Below are 18730 nucleotides of genomic sequence, written 5' to 3' on the forward strand. Positions count from 1 at the left end.
TGCCACGCGTTGCGAATCACTCTTAAATGATTGTTAAGCCTCTGCGTCGTGGGCTTCACTGTCTGTGATTTCTGACTCAGTAACACTTTTAAGTAAATACCGTATAGGCTGACTGACTATGGTTTTCATCAGCGACATTACGAAGCTCTTCTTGATTGGTTACTACTGCACCAATTGTACCTTGTAGTGCATCTTTTAGACCTTTCGCACCTTTTATCTTATACATTGATATCGCATTTCGAAGGCGCTCTACCTCCTCTAATAACGCAAGTCGCAACGCGTCTGGTAAATCGGAGGAATACACAGTGTCGAATAATGTTTCGATTTTTTCGATTATGTTTTTTAGCTCTTCTTCAGAAAGGCTGTCTTCAGCATAAAAGCTCGAAAGTTCTTCTGCACAAAATTGCAACCTTATTAACGCTTCGTCAGACAAGTGAACTTTTACATTGCTCCAACTCGATGCCAGGTTAAGAGGAATCAAAGCCCTTTCGACACGACTAAACGAACTTAGATATAAATCGTGATTTAGACCCTCTTTCATTTTAATTAAAGATTGGATCTGGTGAGTCAAGGAATACAACTCCACAACTGCTTTGGTTACTTCAGCATCATTTGGTTCGACGTTTAGCGCATAAGCCCAAACATCTCTTACTGATTTTTTGTCAGACTGTTCTTTCGCCGTTGCTAATATTTTATACAACCTACCTGCTGGATTTGTTTCATCAATCAACTTTAATATCTCCTTTGAGGCTCAACAGCTATTAGACAGAAAAAATCTGTATCTAAATGCAGCGTTTTTCTGTCTAGTTTCTTATGCTGCCTATCTTAAGCGACTTACTTTATTTATAACAATGACTTATCGTTCTTGATTTGTCATTGAGCAACAAAGCGTAGGTTTTTTCTTTCTGATAGGATCAAATGAAGAAAACTTGATAACTTTTATGACTGATATTGTTAAGGTAAGTTTACTATTGATAATAAAGATAATATTTCCACTTCCAAAAACCTGCTTATTTACTCATTTGTAGTTAAGGTAAAAACAGAGAAATATCGAGATTAACTTAGATACTTTCATTCTATAAATTAAAACAAAGCGGATTTTAATAACTCCCTGCCCTTCATATATTTACGATAAATAATAAAGTTGGATTTTATAAAAACAATTTGATCGATAAGGATTTTTGTAAACTTTGAATTACATACTCTAAAATTTAATCTCTAATCAAAACTTGTCATAAGCCGAAATGCTCTTCCAATCTTGATTCGCAACACATGGCATTAGTGTGTTGCATATAGACTTCCTATAAAGCCGTTGGGAAGAAGGAGTTTATATTAAAATCAGGAACGAAAAATGAACCAACAACGTCAACTAAGCTGGAAAATAGCAGCTATTCTAGGTACATCTTTTGGCTTTAATGCACACGCTGCAGAAATGGTCAGAATCGATAACGATACACTGCTACAACAAAGCCTCATCGCGCAGTCGAAGAGTGTTGCCCCACTAGAATTAGGTTTTTCTGAAGTAAAACGGGTGGTATTGCCCAATGGGAAAACGAAAGTCCGCTATCAACAAACTCACCTAGGTTTACCCGTCTTTGATACCTCCGTTGTCGCCACCCTTTCTAAGAACCAACCCACTCAGGTATTCGGTTCAATGGCACAAGGCATCAGTGGAGACCTGTCCAGCATCGCGCCAAAGCTGAATCAGGAACAAGCGATTGAAGCTGCGATTTCCTCTCACCGCACGTTTACTGTCGGCAAAAAGTCGATTGAAAACAAAAATGCAAAACTCATGGTGAGACTGGACGAGAACCAAACCGCGCAAATGGTGTATCTGGTCGATTTCTTTATCGCTTCCTCTTATCCAGAGCGCCCTTTTTACTTTATTGATGCCATGACTGGCGAGGTAATCCAAAAATGGAATGGTTTAAACCACGCTAAATCGTCTGGTACTGGCCCCGGTGGTAATCTCAAAACCACTCGATATGAATATGGCAGTGACTTCCCTAGCTTTTCCATCGACAAAACAGGCACGACGTGTAAGTTAGAAAACGATTCAGTTAAGACGGTCAACTTGAACCACGGAACATCTGGCAGCACCGCCTACAGTTACAACTGTGCCGATGGAACCAACTACACCGATCATAAATACATTAACGGTGCTTACTCGCCTCTTAACGATGCGCACTACTTCGGTAATGTCGTGTTTGATATGTACAAAGAGTGGATGAACACCTCGCCGTTAACTTTCCAGCTGACCATGCGTGTTCACTACAGCTCGAATTACGAGAATGCGTTTTGGAATGGTTCATCAATGACCTTTGGCGATGGTGGCAGCACCTTCTATCCATTGGTCGATATTAACGTGAGTGCTCACGAAGTCAGCCACGGGTTCACAGAGCAAAACTCTGGTCTTGTGTACCGAAACATGTCGGGCGGTATTAACGAAGCCTTCTCCGATATTGCAGGCGAAGCGGCAGAATACTATCTGCGTGGCAATGTGGATTGGATTGTCGGTAGCGACATATTCAAATCGGAAGGTGGCTTGCGTTACTTTGATCAACCTTCAAAAGATGGCCGCTCGATTGACCATGCCTCTCAATACTACGATGGTTTGAACGTTCACTTGTCTAGCGGTGTTTATAACCGCGCCTTTTACCTTTTAGCGAACAAGTCGGGTTGGGATGTACGTAAAGGCTTTGAAATATTCACAGTCGCAAACCAACTGTATTGGACGGCAAACAGTACCTTTGATGCCGGTGCGTGTGGCGTTGCGAAAGCCGCAGCAGACATGGGCTATGTGGTTACCGATGTTGAAGATGCATTTAACACTGTAGGCGTGAATGCAAGCTGTGGTGTCACACCGCCAACTGGCAATGTATTAACGAAAGGCACACCGATTGCGAACCTAAGCGGGAATCAATCCTCAGAGAGCTTCTACACCTTCACTGTGGATTCTGCATCAAGCGTGACGGTTTCAATGTCTGGCGGTTCAGGCGATGCCGACCTTTACGTGAAATCGGGCAGCAAGCCAACCACTTCGAGTTACGACTGTCGCCCCTATCGCGCTGGCAACAATGAACAGTGCAGTGTGAGCGCGCAACCGGGCGTGACTTATCATGTGTTACTTCGCGGGTACTCGAACTACTCTGGCCTAACGTTGCGTTTAGATTGAGTTAAAACTTAGCGCTTAAGGTAGCAACCAATAACAAAGCCTACTCACATGAGTAGGCTGGATTGCTTCAGAGGCTTGGACAACCCATTAAGATGCCAAATTGATCACGCAGACAGTTTTAAGATCTCACTGGTAAACAGTTCTCTTAGCCATCGGTTTACGATGTCGTCATTGCGGTTGCTGTGCCAATACACACTCAATGATGGCTTGGTGTATTCGAATGGCAGTTCAAACATCTTTATTTTTTCTTCATCGAAGTACGCTTTCGCCACACTTTTGGGGAAGGTGGCGATCCAATCACTGTTGTAGATGGTCTCAGAGAAATCAGCGATCGAATTCAGCTTTCTTGCTACTTTTCGCTCTGAAAAGACAGGGCTGTGAAACTCGGAGAGTTGGTTCACTCGGTAGTTATCATGCGTGAGCGTTACATGCTTTTCTGAAAGGTATCGCTCTAAGCTGACTTGCTCGTCGATATTAGAGTGGTTTTGGCTGCACACGATACACAACTCATCGCTCCATACCTCTTGGCTTAATAAGGTTGGATGTGCGCTGGTTAAGTCGACAACAAGGTCGATCTTTTTCTCTCGAATGTCGGTCGCCATATCTTCTTTGATGTTCACGATTTCTATCACGCAGTCTGGCGCTTCTTTCTGAATCCTATCCAGAACTTGCGGCAGCGTCACACTGCTTGAAATGCTCATCGCGGCGATTCTAAATGTGTAACTGCACTCTTTGGGTTCAAAGTCGTGCGTTTCAGGTAACGAATGAGAGACAAGTTTGTGCGCTTGCTTAAAGATTGGGTACAAATCGTTAGCAACAGGCGTCGGTTCAAGCGTGTACGATTTTCTAACGAAGAGCAGATCGCGATACTCGTCTCGAAGCTGCTTCAAGTGAGCACTGAGGCTGGGTTGTGAGATGTTGAGTCGCTCCGCTGCGTACGTTAAGTTTCCTTCTTCATATATCGCAATAAAGTAATAGATGAGGTTCAGATTAAATCGTTTCATTCGAGCTCTTTAGGCGGTCATTTATATGAATAAACGGAGAATTAATATCGTTTAACTTGTCCTCTATTATCCTGTTCAATTTCCATCATTCAGTTATGGTCATGACAGTTCATTGTAAAAACACCAAGTACAAATAACACGAACTAGTACGGTAGGATCGAACGAAATAGCAAAGAAAACAAACAAAGCCAATAAGCAAGGTGTTGGTTTATATAGAGATATAGGATTTTCTGATATCAAGTATAGGCGTGGCGTTATATTAGAACACAGATGACTTTGACATAATTATCCGTTCCTAAACAGACACGTGTAGAAATAGATAATGATTAACCGATTTGCAAAACCGATAATAATCTCAATGAGCCTTGTGACCTTATTTGGTTGTGTGGGCAGCAATGCCGTAACCGGAAAACTAATGGAATTTAACGTAAAAGCCGTTGATAACCGTTACGCTCGTGGTGGCCTAAACATGTTACTTGCCCCTGCTTACGGTATTACCGTTGCCGCCGATTACATCGTATTTAACTCACTGGAATTTTGGACGGGTAAGAACCCAATCAACAAAAAACCACACATCTTTGACACCAAAGTGGATACCTACATTGATGTTAATGACCAACTGGATGACAGCCTAACTGAAGCGCCGATCGACCCGCTGGCAAAGCATGTGATTGACCACAGTGAAATGAGAGTGATAAACGAAGACCAAATCGCAATTGAGCTAACTTACAACGACGGTTCTCACGCGACATTAACGGGCGAGCGCTTTGGCGATGAAGTTCACTACTCTATTGATAACCAAGTTATCGCTAAAACAAGCTTAGAAGAGATGCAAATGTACATGGCATCCGCAGAGCAATCACAAGGCTAAAGCGCTTAGATAACGCCGCTCTGTAATGAGATAATAGCGACACCAACAACAGTCAGTATTTATAAGCATTGACGTTCGCTTATAAACATAAAAGGGTTAGCCAAGCGCTAGCCCTTTTTCTTATCTGCCCTATACAAGCCAACAAATACCCTCATACCTAAGCGCACTCTTTTGAACCTACAGACCTATATACTCAGCCTATACAGTTAATAATTTTGTTAATTAACTACTGATTGGTTTATAAATTTGGATATATCAAGTCGTTACACACTTAATATTTTATAAATTACTTAAATTGAGATCCTGTGCTGCACAACGAAATAAAAATCAACTGTCTAACTTTTAAACACATTCACCTTGCTGATAGGTTAATCATTATAGGGCAAATGCTCTATTAATGATAAAAATTAAAATAAGGATTATTTATGAGACCATCTTTCTCAATCAGTATGGTGCTTGCAACAACAGTGGTTGGCTTCCAGTCCTATGCAAACAATATCGACACGACAGACGCACGCTCTCTTTCAGAGAACTCCTCAGCACAAAAGCAAACTTTGGCGTTGCAAATCAGTGCCCGCTACTCGGATCTTGAGCTTTCTTTAAAAGATCAGATAACAGAAAAGCAGCTGTCTACGCCGATAGACAGGCTTAACTCAGACAAGCCCTACTCCGCGTTTTCAAACAAAATGCAGAAAGCCGACCTTAGTTACCGCAAGATGAAAGGGATCAACGAATTCAGTGACTCGCTGTTAGAAATTCGCATAGCCGATGAAGCGATGATTGAAGCTTGGAAGAATGGTGAAAGCCCACTGTTTGCTTACGAGCCCTCTGGTGACGATTCAAATTGGCAATACATCGAAGCGTACGATGTGTATGGTCAAGTTCATGAGTTAGATGTGTACCAAATGCCTGACGTTCCTGTGTTTGTTATTGATAGCAACGGATCAGAAGAACTCAAAGCAGGCTTAATGGCGATGCAGGCCGAGATGAACAAGCTGGGTACTGCAACACAAATCAATTCCGATTCCAAAACCACCAGCGACAGTGAAGCGAGTAAAAACAGTAAGGTTCAGAAGCAAACCTTTATGGGCAAAGCTCAACGCTCGATGGCGATGTCTGAACCTGAACCATTGAACACCACACAGTTAACGAAAATCCGTTTGGCTGTCGACCAAGAACCGTGGATCTCTGGCAAAGCTGAAATCTATGCCATTGTGACGGGTGTCGATTCAAGTCGTTTAGAGCCACAAATTGATCTCGTTGAGATGCCTTATCTGGACTATGACAAACAGACGTATTACCCAAATCAAACCGTGATCTTCTGGCCTCGTTACCGTTGGGGCGCTGCCGATATGATTTTGATGGAGCACGATGACGGCACCGATTACAAAGCGTTAGCCAAGTTGCTGGTTGAAGCCGCAGAAGAGATATTGAAGATGATTCCTGACCCAGAAGTTCAAGGGTATGCGATCATTGCTCAGATCACAGGTAAGATCATTGATGTGATTCCTGAAGGCGTATTAGTGAATGACGATGACTTCGTAGACGTGTACTACACCTTAATGCAAAACACCCCTTACGTTGATCGCCCGGGCGCAGGCGGAAATGCCGTTGCTTCGTTCGCCCCTGTCACGATTTCACCAACAGAGTAAATCGTTTCTTATTTAGTTAGGGCTTAATCGTTAGGCCCTAACTCTTCATTATCAAAGGTAAGTAAAACATAAGAGGCGTACTGAGAAGCTGATTACAGGGAGTAATCAAACACAATGATATCGTCTAGAAGTGGACGAAACACATCTTTCAGCACATCATGCTCTGGGTGTGGAAGGTAGTTCTGACGGCCTGCTTCATCAGCGAACGTCATTAGCACCGAATGGGTATAACCTTGATTCTTGTTTTCTGGGCTGTCATTTAGCCCCCACTCGACTGAAGTTACGCCTTCAACCTTGCTTGGCATCGCTTCAAACAGTCCTTTCAGCTTCTCTATTTCAGAAACTTCTGCATCTTGTTTAAACTTAATCAGCAAAATATGACGAATCATTCCCGTTTCTTTTCGATTCATTGCTAGTCCTTTTCGAGTCTTCGTTTGCTTGTGTGTCATTCTTAGCCCACACCGAGGCGCAAGTTAACATTAATAGAAAGACAAAATGCCACAGGTTACAGATACAGCCAAGGCTAGATGACTGAGTTTTATAAAAGACTCTAAAACGAAAAACGCTGCACCCGAAGGCACAGCATTTTCCATGGACATGGTAAGCACAGATTAAGCGTTAGTCACGGCGACCCGTTAATTGAATAGCTTGGTCTTGATCAACGGTCTTTTGGAATTTTATTCCGCCATTGCTGGCGTCATTTCTTCCTTCAAGAGTAAGGTCCGACTCAACACGCTCTACATTTACCTGATTGCCTTGGCTCATTGTCATATCAATGGTGCCTGTATAGGTTCCATCAGCCGCAAAAGCAGTATTCATTGAAATAGCCATCAAGCCTAGTGCGATTAACTTGTTCATACATCACCCCTCGTTATTTTTAATATTATGTTCGTTTAGTTACTGTGTTTCTTTGTTGAGGTAACTTTAACAACCGGATGCAGGCCATTCGAGGAAAAGCAAGATTTACAAAATGGAAACTTGCCCTAGAAATCAACGAAATAGTTCACATCTTGACGTTGTGCTGTCTTAAAACTTAGAACTCATGACTATGATATTAGAGTCAGATGCTTTTACGTTTCTCTGTTGTCGCGCTTTTATGCTTTAACGCTGCATTCGCAACAAAGAATCGCATCGTAATCACCTAACCAATTCGGAGTGCTTGTGGACATCAATCTCGATATTCAGAATATCTTGGTCATCAAACGTATGTATGAACTTCGCAATGTTGGTTTGGTTGCAGAGTCGCTAGGAAAAACCTCTGGGGCGATCAGCAAGAACCTATCGAAGCTAAAATTGCAGCTTGATGACCCCTTGTTTATTCAAACCAAACACGGGTTTGAGCCAACGACGTTTGTCGAAACCAATATCGAAAACTTTGAGCAGATACTCACGAGTGTCGAAGCCATCAAACACCAAGTGTTCACTCCTGAGACTTATCAGGGCGACATCAAAATTTACGCCAATACCCTGTTTTGGGAACGCTACGGATCTAAGCTCTACTTTGCTCTCAGCCAAGAAGCACCACATACTCACTATTCCTTTGTGAGATGGGGAACCAATGTTAAAAACAGGCTCATCGACGGTGAGGATGCTGTCGCGGTTCACTACTTTGATGAAGGCTTGCCGCAATCCATTTCACAGAAGGAAATAGGTAAAGGCAAAGCGGTGTTTTTCGTTCGAAATGACCACGAAGCCCAGACCTTTGAGTCATTGGTTAACTACCCAATCATTCTGTTCAAGACTCCTGGGTGGAATGACAATAAATACCCAATTATCGACAGGCTCAGAAACGTCGGTTTCAACGTCACTCCAAAAGTTGAAGTCGACCACCCTGCGATGATCCACGATGTGGTGTTGAAGTCTGACTATTTTGGTATCACCTTAGATGGCAGTGTGCCAGAAGGCTGTCGAAGCATTGATTTACCCGAGAAGCTGACTATCGGTGTCAGCTATGTGATGAGCTGTCGTCGTTCACAAAAAGACGCACCTGTGAACCAATGGCTTTTAAAGATCCTCAAATCCGTATTGCAAAACAAATAGCCACGAACCAATAAGAGCCTGCTTCATCAGTAGGCCCTTTGTTTATTCGCGATTCGGCTGTTGATATCAACCGACAGCTATCGAGTTACTTAGTCTTGAGTCGTGTTTTTGTAGATAGTCCCGTTTTTCATGATCATGTCGAAGTTGTCTGTTGGATTCGTTAATACCGACAAGTCTTCCAACGGGTTACCGTCGACCAAAATCAAATCCGCCAGTGCGCCCTCTTTTACAACGCCAAGCTTCCCTTCATATGGGTTTCTAGGGCCAGACATTTCAAGCAGCGCAGCGTTACCAGAAGTCGCTTGGCGAAGGATCTCGTAGTTTGAGAACCACTTAGTGCGGTTGGTAAACTCTTCGTTTTGACGCGCCATTAATGAGTGATCGGCAATCACATCCGTACCAAAAGCTATCTTCTTGTATCCCTTCTTCTTGATAAGCGAGAACGTATTATCTAAGCCGTCAAACGCTTGTGCGAATTTGGCTTTCTGGCTTTCGTTCACTCCTGCGGGTGTGTTGATGTACACCAAGGTTTGAACGCTCAACCACGCGTCTTTCTCAATCAATAAGTCGAGATTTTCTTCGCTGATGAAGTTAGCGTGTTCAATCGATTTCACACCATTATCCAGCGCCATACGAATCCCATGATTGTTGTACACGTGCGCTGCGACATAAGTGTTCCAGTTATCTGCGGCTCTTACTGCCACATCCACCTCTTCTGGCAAGAACTGAGTCACATCAAGAGGATCGGTTGGTGAAGCAGCGCCGCCTCCAACTAAGATTTTGACCTGACTTGCACCTTTACGAAGCTGTTCGCGAGCACCCGTTAATACTTGAGACTGACCATCAACAATCTCGGTGTGACCACCACGAACGAATGGATCAGGATCATTGGTGTGCAGCTTAGACAGACTATTTGGCATACGATAGTCAGCGTGACCACCTGTTTGCGTTAGAACGCCACCAGACGGGTAAATTCTTGGGCCCTTGACCATGTCAGAATCAATCGCCTTCTTTAGAGAGAAGGTGTTGCCGCCCATGTCACGAGCCGTAGTGAAACCACGCATCAACATAGCTTCAGATTCTTCAACCTGACCAATGGCAAAACGGTACTCATCCGCCACCATCATTTCGCCAAAACCTAGCTGGAGCGACAGATGCACGTGAGCATCGATAAAGCCAGGTGTCAGAGTTTTTCCCTCACCTTGAATCACTGACGTTACACCTTGTTGATCAAGGTTCTCACCAATCGATTTAATGGTGCTGCCTTTAACCAAAACATCCATGTTGGATGTTAGGCCGTTGGTGGTGCCGTCGAATATTTTCACGTCTTTGATCAGCACGCTGTCTGCTGCAAATGAAGAGAAAGAAAGCGCCGACAAGATTAAAGAAGAGATCACTGTTTTTTTGTAAAGCATAACGATAAACCTAAGTAATTTGGATTGGATTAGTTTCAATTGGATAAAGTGAATCAGTTTAGAAATGCAACGTTAGCCGCCGTCATGTGGTAAATACTTTCCACACTGTTCGTTCCATCGTAGTAATTGCCTTGGTCGATGTTTAACTCGCTTTGCAATGTCCCTTCAATGAACAATGGCGCCTCTAAAGAGGACATCACGATCCCCTCTGGGTAGTTAACCAGTATGATCTGATTCGCAGGTGGCGCAGGTGTGTGAATGCATTGGCCAGCGATAGGTACGAGAAAGAACTTGGTAACAGAAAGCCCTTCAAAATCAATCGGTACCATGTAACCGCCCAGCTTCCAGTTCTTATCCAAAACTTTAGGATTCGGGGTGTAAAAACGTTCTTCGTTGAGCGTTATCATCTCATTTCGCAAGTCGTAGAGTTTGTTCGCATCTAGCCCTTCATCGAGCAAAACATCTGCGATTTTGTGCACTTGGTTATTGATGTAGTCGCTGTATTTGGGGTCACGGTCTAAGTCACCCGTTTTGATCGCATCCTGGAAACTGGCGTATTCTCTTAATAAGGAGATGTTCTCGTAAGAGAGGTCTTCAAAAGGGTTCTGAATTTCTTTGGTTGGCTTGATAAGCGCATCCCAATTAAGGTCGGCATTATCCTGAGAGATATTCGAACTGTGAACGGCATTAGACGTCATCAAATACCCGATTAAGGCCACCAATAACGCGATTAAAACTTTAGTCTTCATACACACCCCTTCTACTATTCCACTTGAGTAAACAACGTTTCAAAGCCTGCTCATCGATAACGACCTAGGCGATGAATGGAATTATATGAGATGCACCGATTTTCCTTTTATCCCACTTGTAGGATCGGATCCTACGTATTTCGATGTCTTCTTTTCTCTCGATTGCTGCTTTTCCAACAATAGAAAGAGCGCGCACAAAAAAAGAGCCGCTAAAAACGGCTCTTTGGTTCTGTGACTATTCGCTTATGTTGTTATTTTAAAATGCTTCTTCGAGCGTTTGTTCATTCTTTTTTCCTGCTTGTTTCTCGCTTATTTCTACCTCTTTCAAGCGCGCAGTAAAGTGTCTTAACACTGGCGGTTCATAGGTAAAGTCGAGCCCTTTCACTTTGCTTGCGTTCTCTTTCACTTTCCCGAACGCTTCAATAATGAAATCCATGTGTGTTTGTGTGTAAGTCGCGCGTGGAATGGTTAAGCGCAATAGCTCTGCTGGACATGGATGTTGCTCTCCCGTTACCGGGTCACGGCCTTGCAATAACGAGCCAATCTCAACTGCTCTTATGCCTGCCACTTTGTACAGCTCACACGCCAACGCATGTGCGGGGAATTGACCTGCTGGAATATGAGGAAGCAGCTTACCCGCGTCGACAAACGCAGCATGACCGCCCGCTTGCTGACACACGATACCTATCGCCTCTAAGCCATCAACGAGGTATTGAACCTGACCGATGCGGTACTCTAACCAATCTTGACGCATACCGTCATATAGGCCAACCGCAAGGCGTTCCATTGCACCGCCCTCTAAGCCGCCATAGGTTGGGAAGCCTTCTTGCACGACACACAAAGTTCGACACTCTGTGTACACATCCATGAAAGAGTCGTCTTTAAAGCACAACAAGCCACCCATTTGTACCATTGCGTCTTTCTTGGCCGACATAGCCAAAGCATCCGCGTATTTGTAAGACTCACGTGTGATTTGTTCGATAGTCCAATCTTGATAACCGGATTCTCGCTGCTGAATGAAGTAAGCATTTTCAGCATAGCGTGCAGAGTCCATGATCACTGGAATATCGTACTTCTGTGCAATCTCATACACAGCTTTGAGGTTGGCGATAGAGACAGGCTGTCCACCAGCTGAGTTACAGGTAATGGTGCTAACGATGTAAGGAACGTTGGCAGCGCCCGCTTCCAAGATCGCCTCTTCCAATTTCACTATATCGAAATTGCCTTTAAAGTCGGCATTCACTGAGGTATCGAACGCTTCTTTGGTATAAACGTTCTTCGCCACGCAGCAATTCACTTGAGTGTGGCCTTGCGTGGTATCGAAGAAGTAATTCGACAAAGCGACCATTTTGCTGCGATCGAGTCCCTTTTCCATTTCACGCTTCTTAATCAGAACAGGAATGTAAATCTGCTCTGCGCCACGCCCTTGGTGAGTAGGAATAGTCAGCTCATAGCCAAAGATATCTTTCACCGCATTCGACAGTGCATAGTAACTGCGGCTGCCACTGTAGGCTTCGTCACCCATCAACATTGCTGCTTGCATACGTTGTGTGATTGAACCGGTCCCGCTGTCGGTCAGCAAATCGATGAACACGTCATCACTGTCGAGCAAAAATGGGTTCATGCCCGCTTCGACAATGGCTTGCTCACGGTAAGCGCGAGTTGTTCTTTTTACTGGTTCTACAACGCGAATACGAAACGGTTCTGGTAGATGTTTGAAATTTTCCATAATAGTACCTTTCAACAAATTCAGCCTAAGGCGAAAAGGCCAAATTCATTATTTTTAGATGTCACGAGTCATCACCATTAATTTTATTTCACGCACGATCACACTCGTGATAATTACGATGAAAATTAATAGCTAGAAATAGATAATTTAATCAATGATGTGTTGATTAGGATCCAATTAATAATGACTAAGAGATAAAGAACCACATGCACAACAATACAAATAGCGAACACATGAATTACTAAATTTCTTAAAACGAAATTAACAGGATTGGGCAAAGCTCAGGAGCTCTGCTGGCGCGTGACGCCTAGAGGGAACTACTCTGAAGAAAGGTGGAACGAGAGCTGATGATCTAAAGTATACCAAGCTAACAAGGTTAGCCATGTTGTTGATTGCCATTTCAGATACATGTTCACAATATATCCCTACGTTGAAATCAAGGTGATCCGAAATTTAAATATAGTGCAATTGTTTTATAAATACAGCGAAAGAAAGTATAAATGTGATCAATATTTAGAATGGAAATTAAATACGATAGCGTGTTATATAAACTGTGAATATTGTCAGTTTATATACTATTAAACTAGTTCACGGAATTAACTAGTGCCGACAAATAGCTGTAGTGATAAGGGATTTCGGTAATAGAGATTTAATTAAAACTAATGGCAGATAAAACAAGCTCTGATAATCACTGAGTTTCGTTAACTTCTTCTTCAGCTTCATCAGAGCTTGGTTGCCAGTTCTATTAGTTCGGGTTACTTCTTCTTAACCACTTGTTTAATCGCCATTTCAGCTAACTTCGGTGTCGCGGCTTTCAATGCACTTGGTGCCACCTTCTTACCGGCTTTTACCGCTTTGTTCAGCTGTCCTTTGACCGACGTCCCTCTTTTCATTGCTTCAAAACGTTGGCGATTTCTCTGCACGTTATTTGCGTCTGCGATACGCTCGAGCAGCGTCTGTCTTAAAGCATCTAAACCAAACTGCGCCTTTTCAGGAGCAATCGCCAGTGGCAATGCAATATCGGGTTGTAGCAGTGTTTGATTATATTCAAGAGCCTGAGCAATGATCTTCCCCTTGGCCGACGTCGGGTTATCCAAATCATAAGGCGGCTGCCATTCATCCACAGGCTTGAGTCTGTCGACCTGATTCACAACCGTGACAAGTATTGGCTTCTTGCGTGAGATGTTCTTCGGGTCGTCATAGAATGCGTCAAACTTACCCTTCAACTGTTTATCCAATTCACGAGCCGATTGATTGGCTTTAAGCACCCAAAGCACCACATCGGCTTGAGTCATTTCTTTAAGCATCAAGGCTTCGGTTTTGGCATTGCCATCAAGCCCTTGAAGATCAACCACTCGAACGTCATTGTCATCGACAAACGCGTTGTAGACGGTTGAAGTATCGGTTGACGGCAGAACATCGACCTCGGCAACCAGTTCTTGCTTAAGCGCATTAATGAGTGAGGACTTCCCAGAGCTTGTTTGACCCACCAGCACTATTCGTACGGGCTCTAATTCAGGAGCAAAGCGTTTCTCGTCGGCTTCTGAAACATCAGACGCTCTCAGCGATTCATCTTCAATGCTGAATCGCCCGCTATAGAGATCAATTGCTACCGCGGCTACTTCATCGAGTAAAGCTTGTTTGGCAGCGTATTGCATATCATCGACCACACCTTTGGTCATGGTAGATGTCGCTTGTTCTCGACCTAAATCAGAAATCACCTTGAGGGGATTCAAATACAGGTTTTTAAGGTGATTACCCCAAATCGCCGCTTTGAAGATCTTCTGCCCTAGCTCACCGTATTTATCGTAGGCTTCGTAGCCCGCTTTGATGTAAGAAACCTTAAGATACTCAATACCCGGAATGTGTTCTTTCACCACTAACTTGTAGCGGCGGCTGACCTCTTCGAAGAGTTTTAGGCCTTCCGGAATCGAAAAATCGAGTGATTTCTTATCAAACTTTGTAGCGACAAATTCAAGCACCTCTAAACCAGTTTGGTCGAGGTTGCCCCACTCTATCTCGTTACTTAATTGCTGACGTACATAGTGTTTCGAGTCGTTCCAAATCAACAACTCAGCTTGCGACCATTCATCAGATGCTTTGACCATTGCATCGTTTATTAACGGATCAGCAGTCTTAGGCGATGATTCGGCTTCACCCTCGCTTGCTGAGTTGGCAGACGCATTGCTATAAGTTGGTTGGCGAGAAGAACGGCTCGAAATGTATAAAGGAATGGTGAACACCAAGGTACTCACGGCAATGGCAATCGACATTTCCAACAGATAGCCGTATTTAACCGCCAAAAACAGACCAAAGCCCATCATGATGAGGCTTGGGAAGATCGCCGAAATCAGCGCAATTCCCCAACGCCCGCTCGATAAAACGGCAAGTAGTCGAAATAGGTTTCTAATTTTCTTCATAGCCCGACGCCGCCTTACCTTTTTTCAGGGATTCATTGTAGATCTTTTGCATCTCTTGTTCAGACACTTCTTCGCCTTTGTTCTTATGATAGAAGTAAAAACACGCCGCTCGACCTAAACCGTAACTGGTACCAAAACTCATGGCTGCGGCCGCAACCGCGCCGACCGTTTGGCCATAAACGGGAATCAGCTTGATCAGCTGTCGAGTTCCGAGCTTCATGCCGTATTGCACTGCAAAGCTACTTCCCAAAGTGCCTATTAGCTCGCTAAAGACTCTCTTGTTCCATTCAACCCCATATTGGTTTGCCAAACTATGGAGCATCTTCGCTTGAATTGCAGGTACAGACACCAAGCCAACGCCCGGAATCAAGTCACTGGCCGCTGCACTTCCTGCGTACCAAAGCACTTCGTTTTCGACTTGGTCAAAGTTGGCTTCTTCTTGGGTGGAATGCTCTTTGTCGACCACCATCATTCCGATAACAGGAAGCATATTAGTCAGCTGTTCAATCAAGGCTTCATAATTGTAGATTTCGCCACTGTTGTTGCTCTCGCCCTCCGTTTCAAAATCCACCGCGACCGATTCAAATCCCTTTCCCCACACCTTCTCTATTTGATTGGTGTTGAATTGAACTTGCCTTGCGCGGTCTGCTTCATTGGAAGACAACACAGCAGTATGAACCAACAGTAAGTGTTTAATCTTCTTTTGCTTCTTGATCTGTTGCAGGGCGGAAAGCACGGCGGATTGTTCAGGCTCATCGGCTTTCATCACCACGACGAGCGCATTACCCGCTTGGCCGATCTCTTGAAGATCGTCTGCCGGATCGTAATCAACCTCACCCAAACCTCGAGTATCGAGAAATCGCATGACTGGTTTGTCTTGAGGAAACGCATACGACATTGCTGTCATGGTGCATGGCGCAAAACCGTTACCGACTTCAACAGAGGAATCCCCCGTGACTGCTTGAATAAACGATGACTTGCCCGCGCCCGTTTTGCCCAACAGCCACAAGGTCGGTAGATGCTTACGCTGATATTCATGAGCCTGAGTGAGATCGGGATTCTTGCTCGGATTAATGAAGTCTTTAATTTGATCAAACATGGTTAGACTAACGCTCACTTGATGTTGAGATTCGGGTTGGTGACCAGGTGCGATGACTTATATAATCGGGTTATCGCCTTTAGCTTAAGTTTGTTCAGTGACGCGTTTGTTCAGTCGTGCTGATTTACAATTGCTTAAGCGCTTGTTTTTATAAGCCTGTTTTATATACGGTTCTATCACGTATTTAAGCATGCTCCAAGCTATTGATATGCTTGATACCTCAACAGTTTAGGCCGTCTATTTGTAATCAACAGCCATCAGTGAGTCGCTAGCAACAAACACAGAGAGCCCAAAGAGAAGTATGGAACAAATTTATTTAGCAGGCGGATGCTTGTGGGGTGTGCAAGAGTTCATCAAGTATGTGCCTGGCGTGATCAGCACAGAAGCAGGCCGCGCCAATGGTAGCGACCAACCAAAAGAAGCCGAGGCATCAAAAAGCGATGACACCCAAAACGCTTATGATGGTTACGCAGAGTGTGTGCAGATTGAGTTCGACCCAAGCATCACATCGGTCACGGTTCTGATGGAACATCTGTTTGAGATTATCGACCCTTACAGCGTAAATAAACAAGGTGTCGATGTGGGCGAAAAGTATCGCACCGGAGTTTACAGCACCGACGATCAACACTTAGCGGAAGCCGAGCGCTACATTGCATCACGTGAAGATGCAGATCGAATCGCCCTAGAGGTTTTGCCATTAACCAAATACGTCGCCAGTGACGATATCCACCAGCATCACTTAAGCCACTTTCCTGAAGATCATCACTTATGCCATATCCCTTGGGATCTGCTGCATAAATATAAATCTTAGTTTGAGCCTCCAACCTAGCTGCTAAGATATTTAGCCTAGAACCTAAAAAGCCCCAGAACGCTGACACGTTCTGGGGCTCGTTTTTATCGTTGCCAGTTAAAAACTGACTTTATTCTGCGTTACTTGTTTGTGTTTTCAAGCACGTAATCTGGACCTGCTGTTTCAGCTGTTACCACTGCCAGTTTAGACACATCTGCACCTTCACCTTGGTAAGCGTTCATGCCGTTTTCTACCGCTACTTTTGGTAGTTCAACCGAGTAGCTTTCAATCAGCTCAGAATCCGTCACTTGACCCACGTAAGTTTCGTCTGTGTATGTCGCACCCACTAATGGGAAGTCGTGAGTTGCACGTACACTTACAAACTCAGGTGATTGCGAGTTATCAACCACGTTGTGTTTGAATGCCACATCTACACCTGCGTAAATGCCTTCAACTTCTGCGTTGTTAAACAGGCTTACACGGTGGCTTTGGTTACCGTAAACAATGCCCCACTCAGTATCGACTAGAGAGTTGTTTTCGATGGTGATGTTTTTCGGTGTCCATTGCTTGTTAAGCTCTTTGCCTTTCACCGATTGATCTAACTGCTCGCCATTTGCTACGTCGATGATGCCCGTGTTAATCACGATACCGCCACGTAGGTCAGCGTTGCCTTCAATCACACCATCACGGCCACGAGTGTTAGCAATGTAGTTGTTGCGGATCACATGGTCTTCATCGTAGATACGAATACCGCCTGTTAGACGTTTTTCGTTACCCAAGATCATGTTGTTCTCAACCGTGTTGCCTTTGCCGTGACGCAGTGAAATCAGTGCCGCACTTTGGAAGATGGTATTGCCTGAAATCGTGTTATCGCCCGACTTAATGGAGATCAGCTCACGCTCACCATCCATATCGATCATCAGGTTGTTTACAAACTTAGAGCTTGAATCCCACTGTGAAGATTTAGAATCGCCGATGCGAATCGCTTCCCAGCTGTTGCCGTTGTAACGAATCGCTTCTTTGATATCGAATTCATTAAACTGGTTTGGCTTTTGATCCATAAAGATGTTGTTCGCGATCAGGTGGTTGTCTGACGTGTCGTCCTTTTGAACACCAATCAAAGTGCCGCGCTTTTGCTTACCTTCGAAACGGTTGTTGATCACTTTACCGTCTTTACCCCATAGGGAAACCCAAAGGTACTTTGGATACTCAGAGCGACGCTCATCTGGTTCGTACGTGTAATCGTGGTTGAAGTAGTAGAATGTTGAGTTTTGCAGCGTGTTGCCATTACCCATCATACGTACTGCACCGAAACGTTCGTTTGGACCACCTTCCGTAAACACTAGGCCATCAAGCGTGATGTCATCACCTTTCAATTCGAACTGGATCAAACCAGTGATCCACGCAGAACCTGCTTGTTCAGCTTTGATGGTGATGTCATTCGCGGTGATCGTCACTTGACCTAAGTTTGCATATTTACCGTTAGGGATAACAACTTCGTCGCCATCTTTTAGGTTTTCAAATTGTGCTTTAAGTGCAGCCACTTGTTCTTCTGAAGCAACATCTAGTGTATTGCCATCAACCTCAGTTAAGCGGTCACTGCTTAGTAAGTAACTACGATCGATTTCGCTGATCGAAGGTACCGCTTGCTCAGCTGCGCTGATCACGGGTGCTGCTTTTTCTTGAGTCGTGCAGCCTGTCGCGAAAGCTAACGTAAACGCGCTAATAATGCTTACCGAAATTAATTTTTTCTTCATCTTACATCTCACATTAAATAATGGATTAC

Annotated in this window: 15 protein-coding genes; 5 read left to right on the forward strand and 10 right to left on the reverse strand. The window is 44.1% G+C overall.

The annotated features are described in order from the left end of the window. Positions 1-88: 88 nt before the first annotated feature. Positions 89-730, reverse strand: a complete 642-nt coding sequence (locus ITG10_RS00430) for a hypothetical protein (RefSeq protein WP_248386616.1) — start codon at positions 728-730, stop codon at positions 89-91. Positions 731-1351: 621 nt separating this feature from the next. Here ITG10_RS00430 and ITG10_RS00435 point away from each other — a divergent pair. Further along, positions 1352-3175 carry a M4 family metallopeptidase gene (locus ITG10_RS00435; protein ID WP_017632440.1) on the forward strand — a complete coding sequence of 608 codons (1824 nt, stop codon included), beginning with the start codon at positions 1352-1354 and terminating at the stop codon, positions 3173-3175. Between the two features lie 104 nt (positions 3176-3279). Here the strand turns inward: ITG10_RS00435 and ITG10_RS00440 are convergent, their stop codons facing one another. Next, on the reverse strand, positions 3280-4179 hold the full coding sequence (locus tag ITG10_RS00440; protein ID WP_248386617.1) for a LysR family transcriptional regulator: 900 nt from the start codon (positions 4177-4179) through the stop codon (positions 3280-3282). Positions 4180-4501: 322 nt separating this feature from the next. Between ITG10_RS00440 and ITG10_RS00445 the strand changes: the two genes are divergently transcribed. Continuing rightward, entirely contained in the window at positions 4502-5050 is a 549-nt protein-coding gene (locus tag ITG10_RS00445) for a DUF3332 family protein (RefSeq protein WP_026084404.1), read from the forward strand. A 425-nt stretch (positions 5051-5475) separates the two neighbouring features. Further along, a complete protein-coding gene (locus ITG10_RS00450; protein ID WP_017632444.1) occupies positions 5476-6702 on the forward strand; it encodes a DUF3103 domain-containing protein in 1227 nt (408 codons plus the stop codon). Between the two features lie 92 nt (positions 6703-6794). On the opposite strand, the gene ITG10_RS00455 is transcribed toward ITG10_RS00450, so the two are convergent. Further along, positions 6795-7112, reverse strand: a complete 318-nt coding sequence (locus tag ITG10_RS00455) for a Dabb family protein (RefSeq protein WP_026084405.1) — start codon at positions 7110-7112, stop codon at positions 6795-6797. Between the two features lie 208 nt (positions 7113-7320). Then, positions 7321-7560 carry a hypothetical protein gene (locus ITG10_RS00460; protein WP_017632446.1) on the reverse strand — a complete coding sequence of 80 codons (240 nt, stop codon included), beginning with the start codon at positions 7558-7560 and terminating at the stop codon, positions 7321-7323. Between the two features lie 303 nt (positions 7561-7863). Between ITG10_RS00460 and ITG10_RS00465 the strand changes: the two genes are divergently transcribed. Continuing rightward, on the forward strand, positions 7864-8742 hold the full coding sequence (locus tag ITG10_RS00465; RefSeq protein ID WP_017632447.1) for a LysR family transcriptional regulator: 879 nt from the start codon (positions 7864-7866) through the stop codon (positions 8740-8742). An 89-nt stretch (positions 8743-8831) separates the two neighbouring features. Here ITG10_RS00465 and ITG10_RS00470 read toward each other — a convergent pair whose 3' ends face one another. The 5 genes from ITG10_RS00470 to ITG10_RS00490 all read right to left on the reverse strand — a co-directional run bounded on the left by ITG10_RS00470 (position 8832) and on the right by ITG10_RS00490 (position 16154). Continuing rightward, the gene (locus ITG10_RS00470) at positions 8832-10157 is read right to left on the reverse strand and encodes an amidohydrolase family protein (RefSeq protein WP_017632448.1); all 1326 of its coding nucleotides are present in this window, start codon (positions 10155-10157) and stop codon (positions 8832-8834) included. 53 nt (positions 10158-10210) lie between these two features. Beyond that, positions 10211-10906 (reverse strand): DUF3299 domain-containing protein, encoded by a 696-nt coding sequence (locus tag ITG10_RS00475; RefSeq protein WP_017632449.1) that lies wholly within the window; start codon positions 10904-10906, stop codon positions 10211-10213. Positions 10907-11162: 256 nt separating this feature from the next. Next, positions 11163-12635, reverse strand: coding sequence for a tryptophanase (gene tnaA / locus ITG10_RS00480; RefSeq protein WP_017632450.1), 1473 nt, complete (start codon positions 12633-12635; stop codon positions 11163-11165). Positions 12636-13390: 755 nt separating this feature from the next. Further along, positions 13391-15055 (reverse strand): GTPase, encoded by a 1665-nt coding sequence (locus tag ITG10_RS00485; protein WP_017632451.1) that lies wholly within the window; start codon positions 15053-15055, stop codon positions 13391-13393. Further along, positions 15042-16154 carry a GTPase gene (locus ITG10_RS00490; RefSeq protein ID WP_017632452.1) on the reverse strand — a complete coding sequence of 371 codons (1113 nt, stop codon included), beginning with the start codon at positions 16152-16154 and terminating at the stop codon, positions 15042-15044. Before ITG10_RS00490 ends, ITG10_RS00485 begins: the two co-directional genes overlap by 14 nt. 301 nt (positions 16155-16455) lie before the next feature. On the opposite strand from ITG10_RS00490, the gene ITG10_RS00495 reads away from it, so the two are divergent. Further along, a complete protein-coding gene (locus ITG10_RS00495) occupies positions 16456-16965 on the forward strand; it encodes a peptide-methionine (S)-S-oxide reductase (RefSeq protein WP_017632453.1) in 510 nt (169 codons plus the stop codon). Between the two features lie 119 nt (positions 16966-17084). On the opposite strand, the gene ITG10_RS00500 is transcribed toward ITG10_RS00495, so the two are convergent. Next, on the reverse strand, positions 17085-18701 hold the full coding sequence (locus tag ITG10_RS00500; RefSeq protein WP_248386619.1) for a polysaccharide lyase 6 family protein: 1617 nt from the start codon (positions 18699-18701) through the stop codon (positions 17085-17087). Positions 18702-18730: the final 29 nt, after the last annotated feature.

It is taken from the genome of Vibrio sp. ED004 (assembly GCF_023206395.1).
Taxonomy (GTDB): domain Bacteria; phylum Pseudomonadota; class Gammaproteobacteria; order Enterobacterales; family Vibrionaceae; genus Vibrio.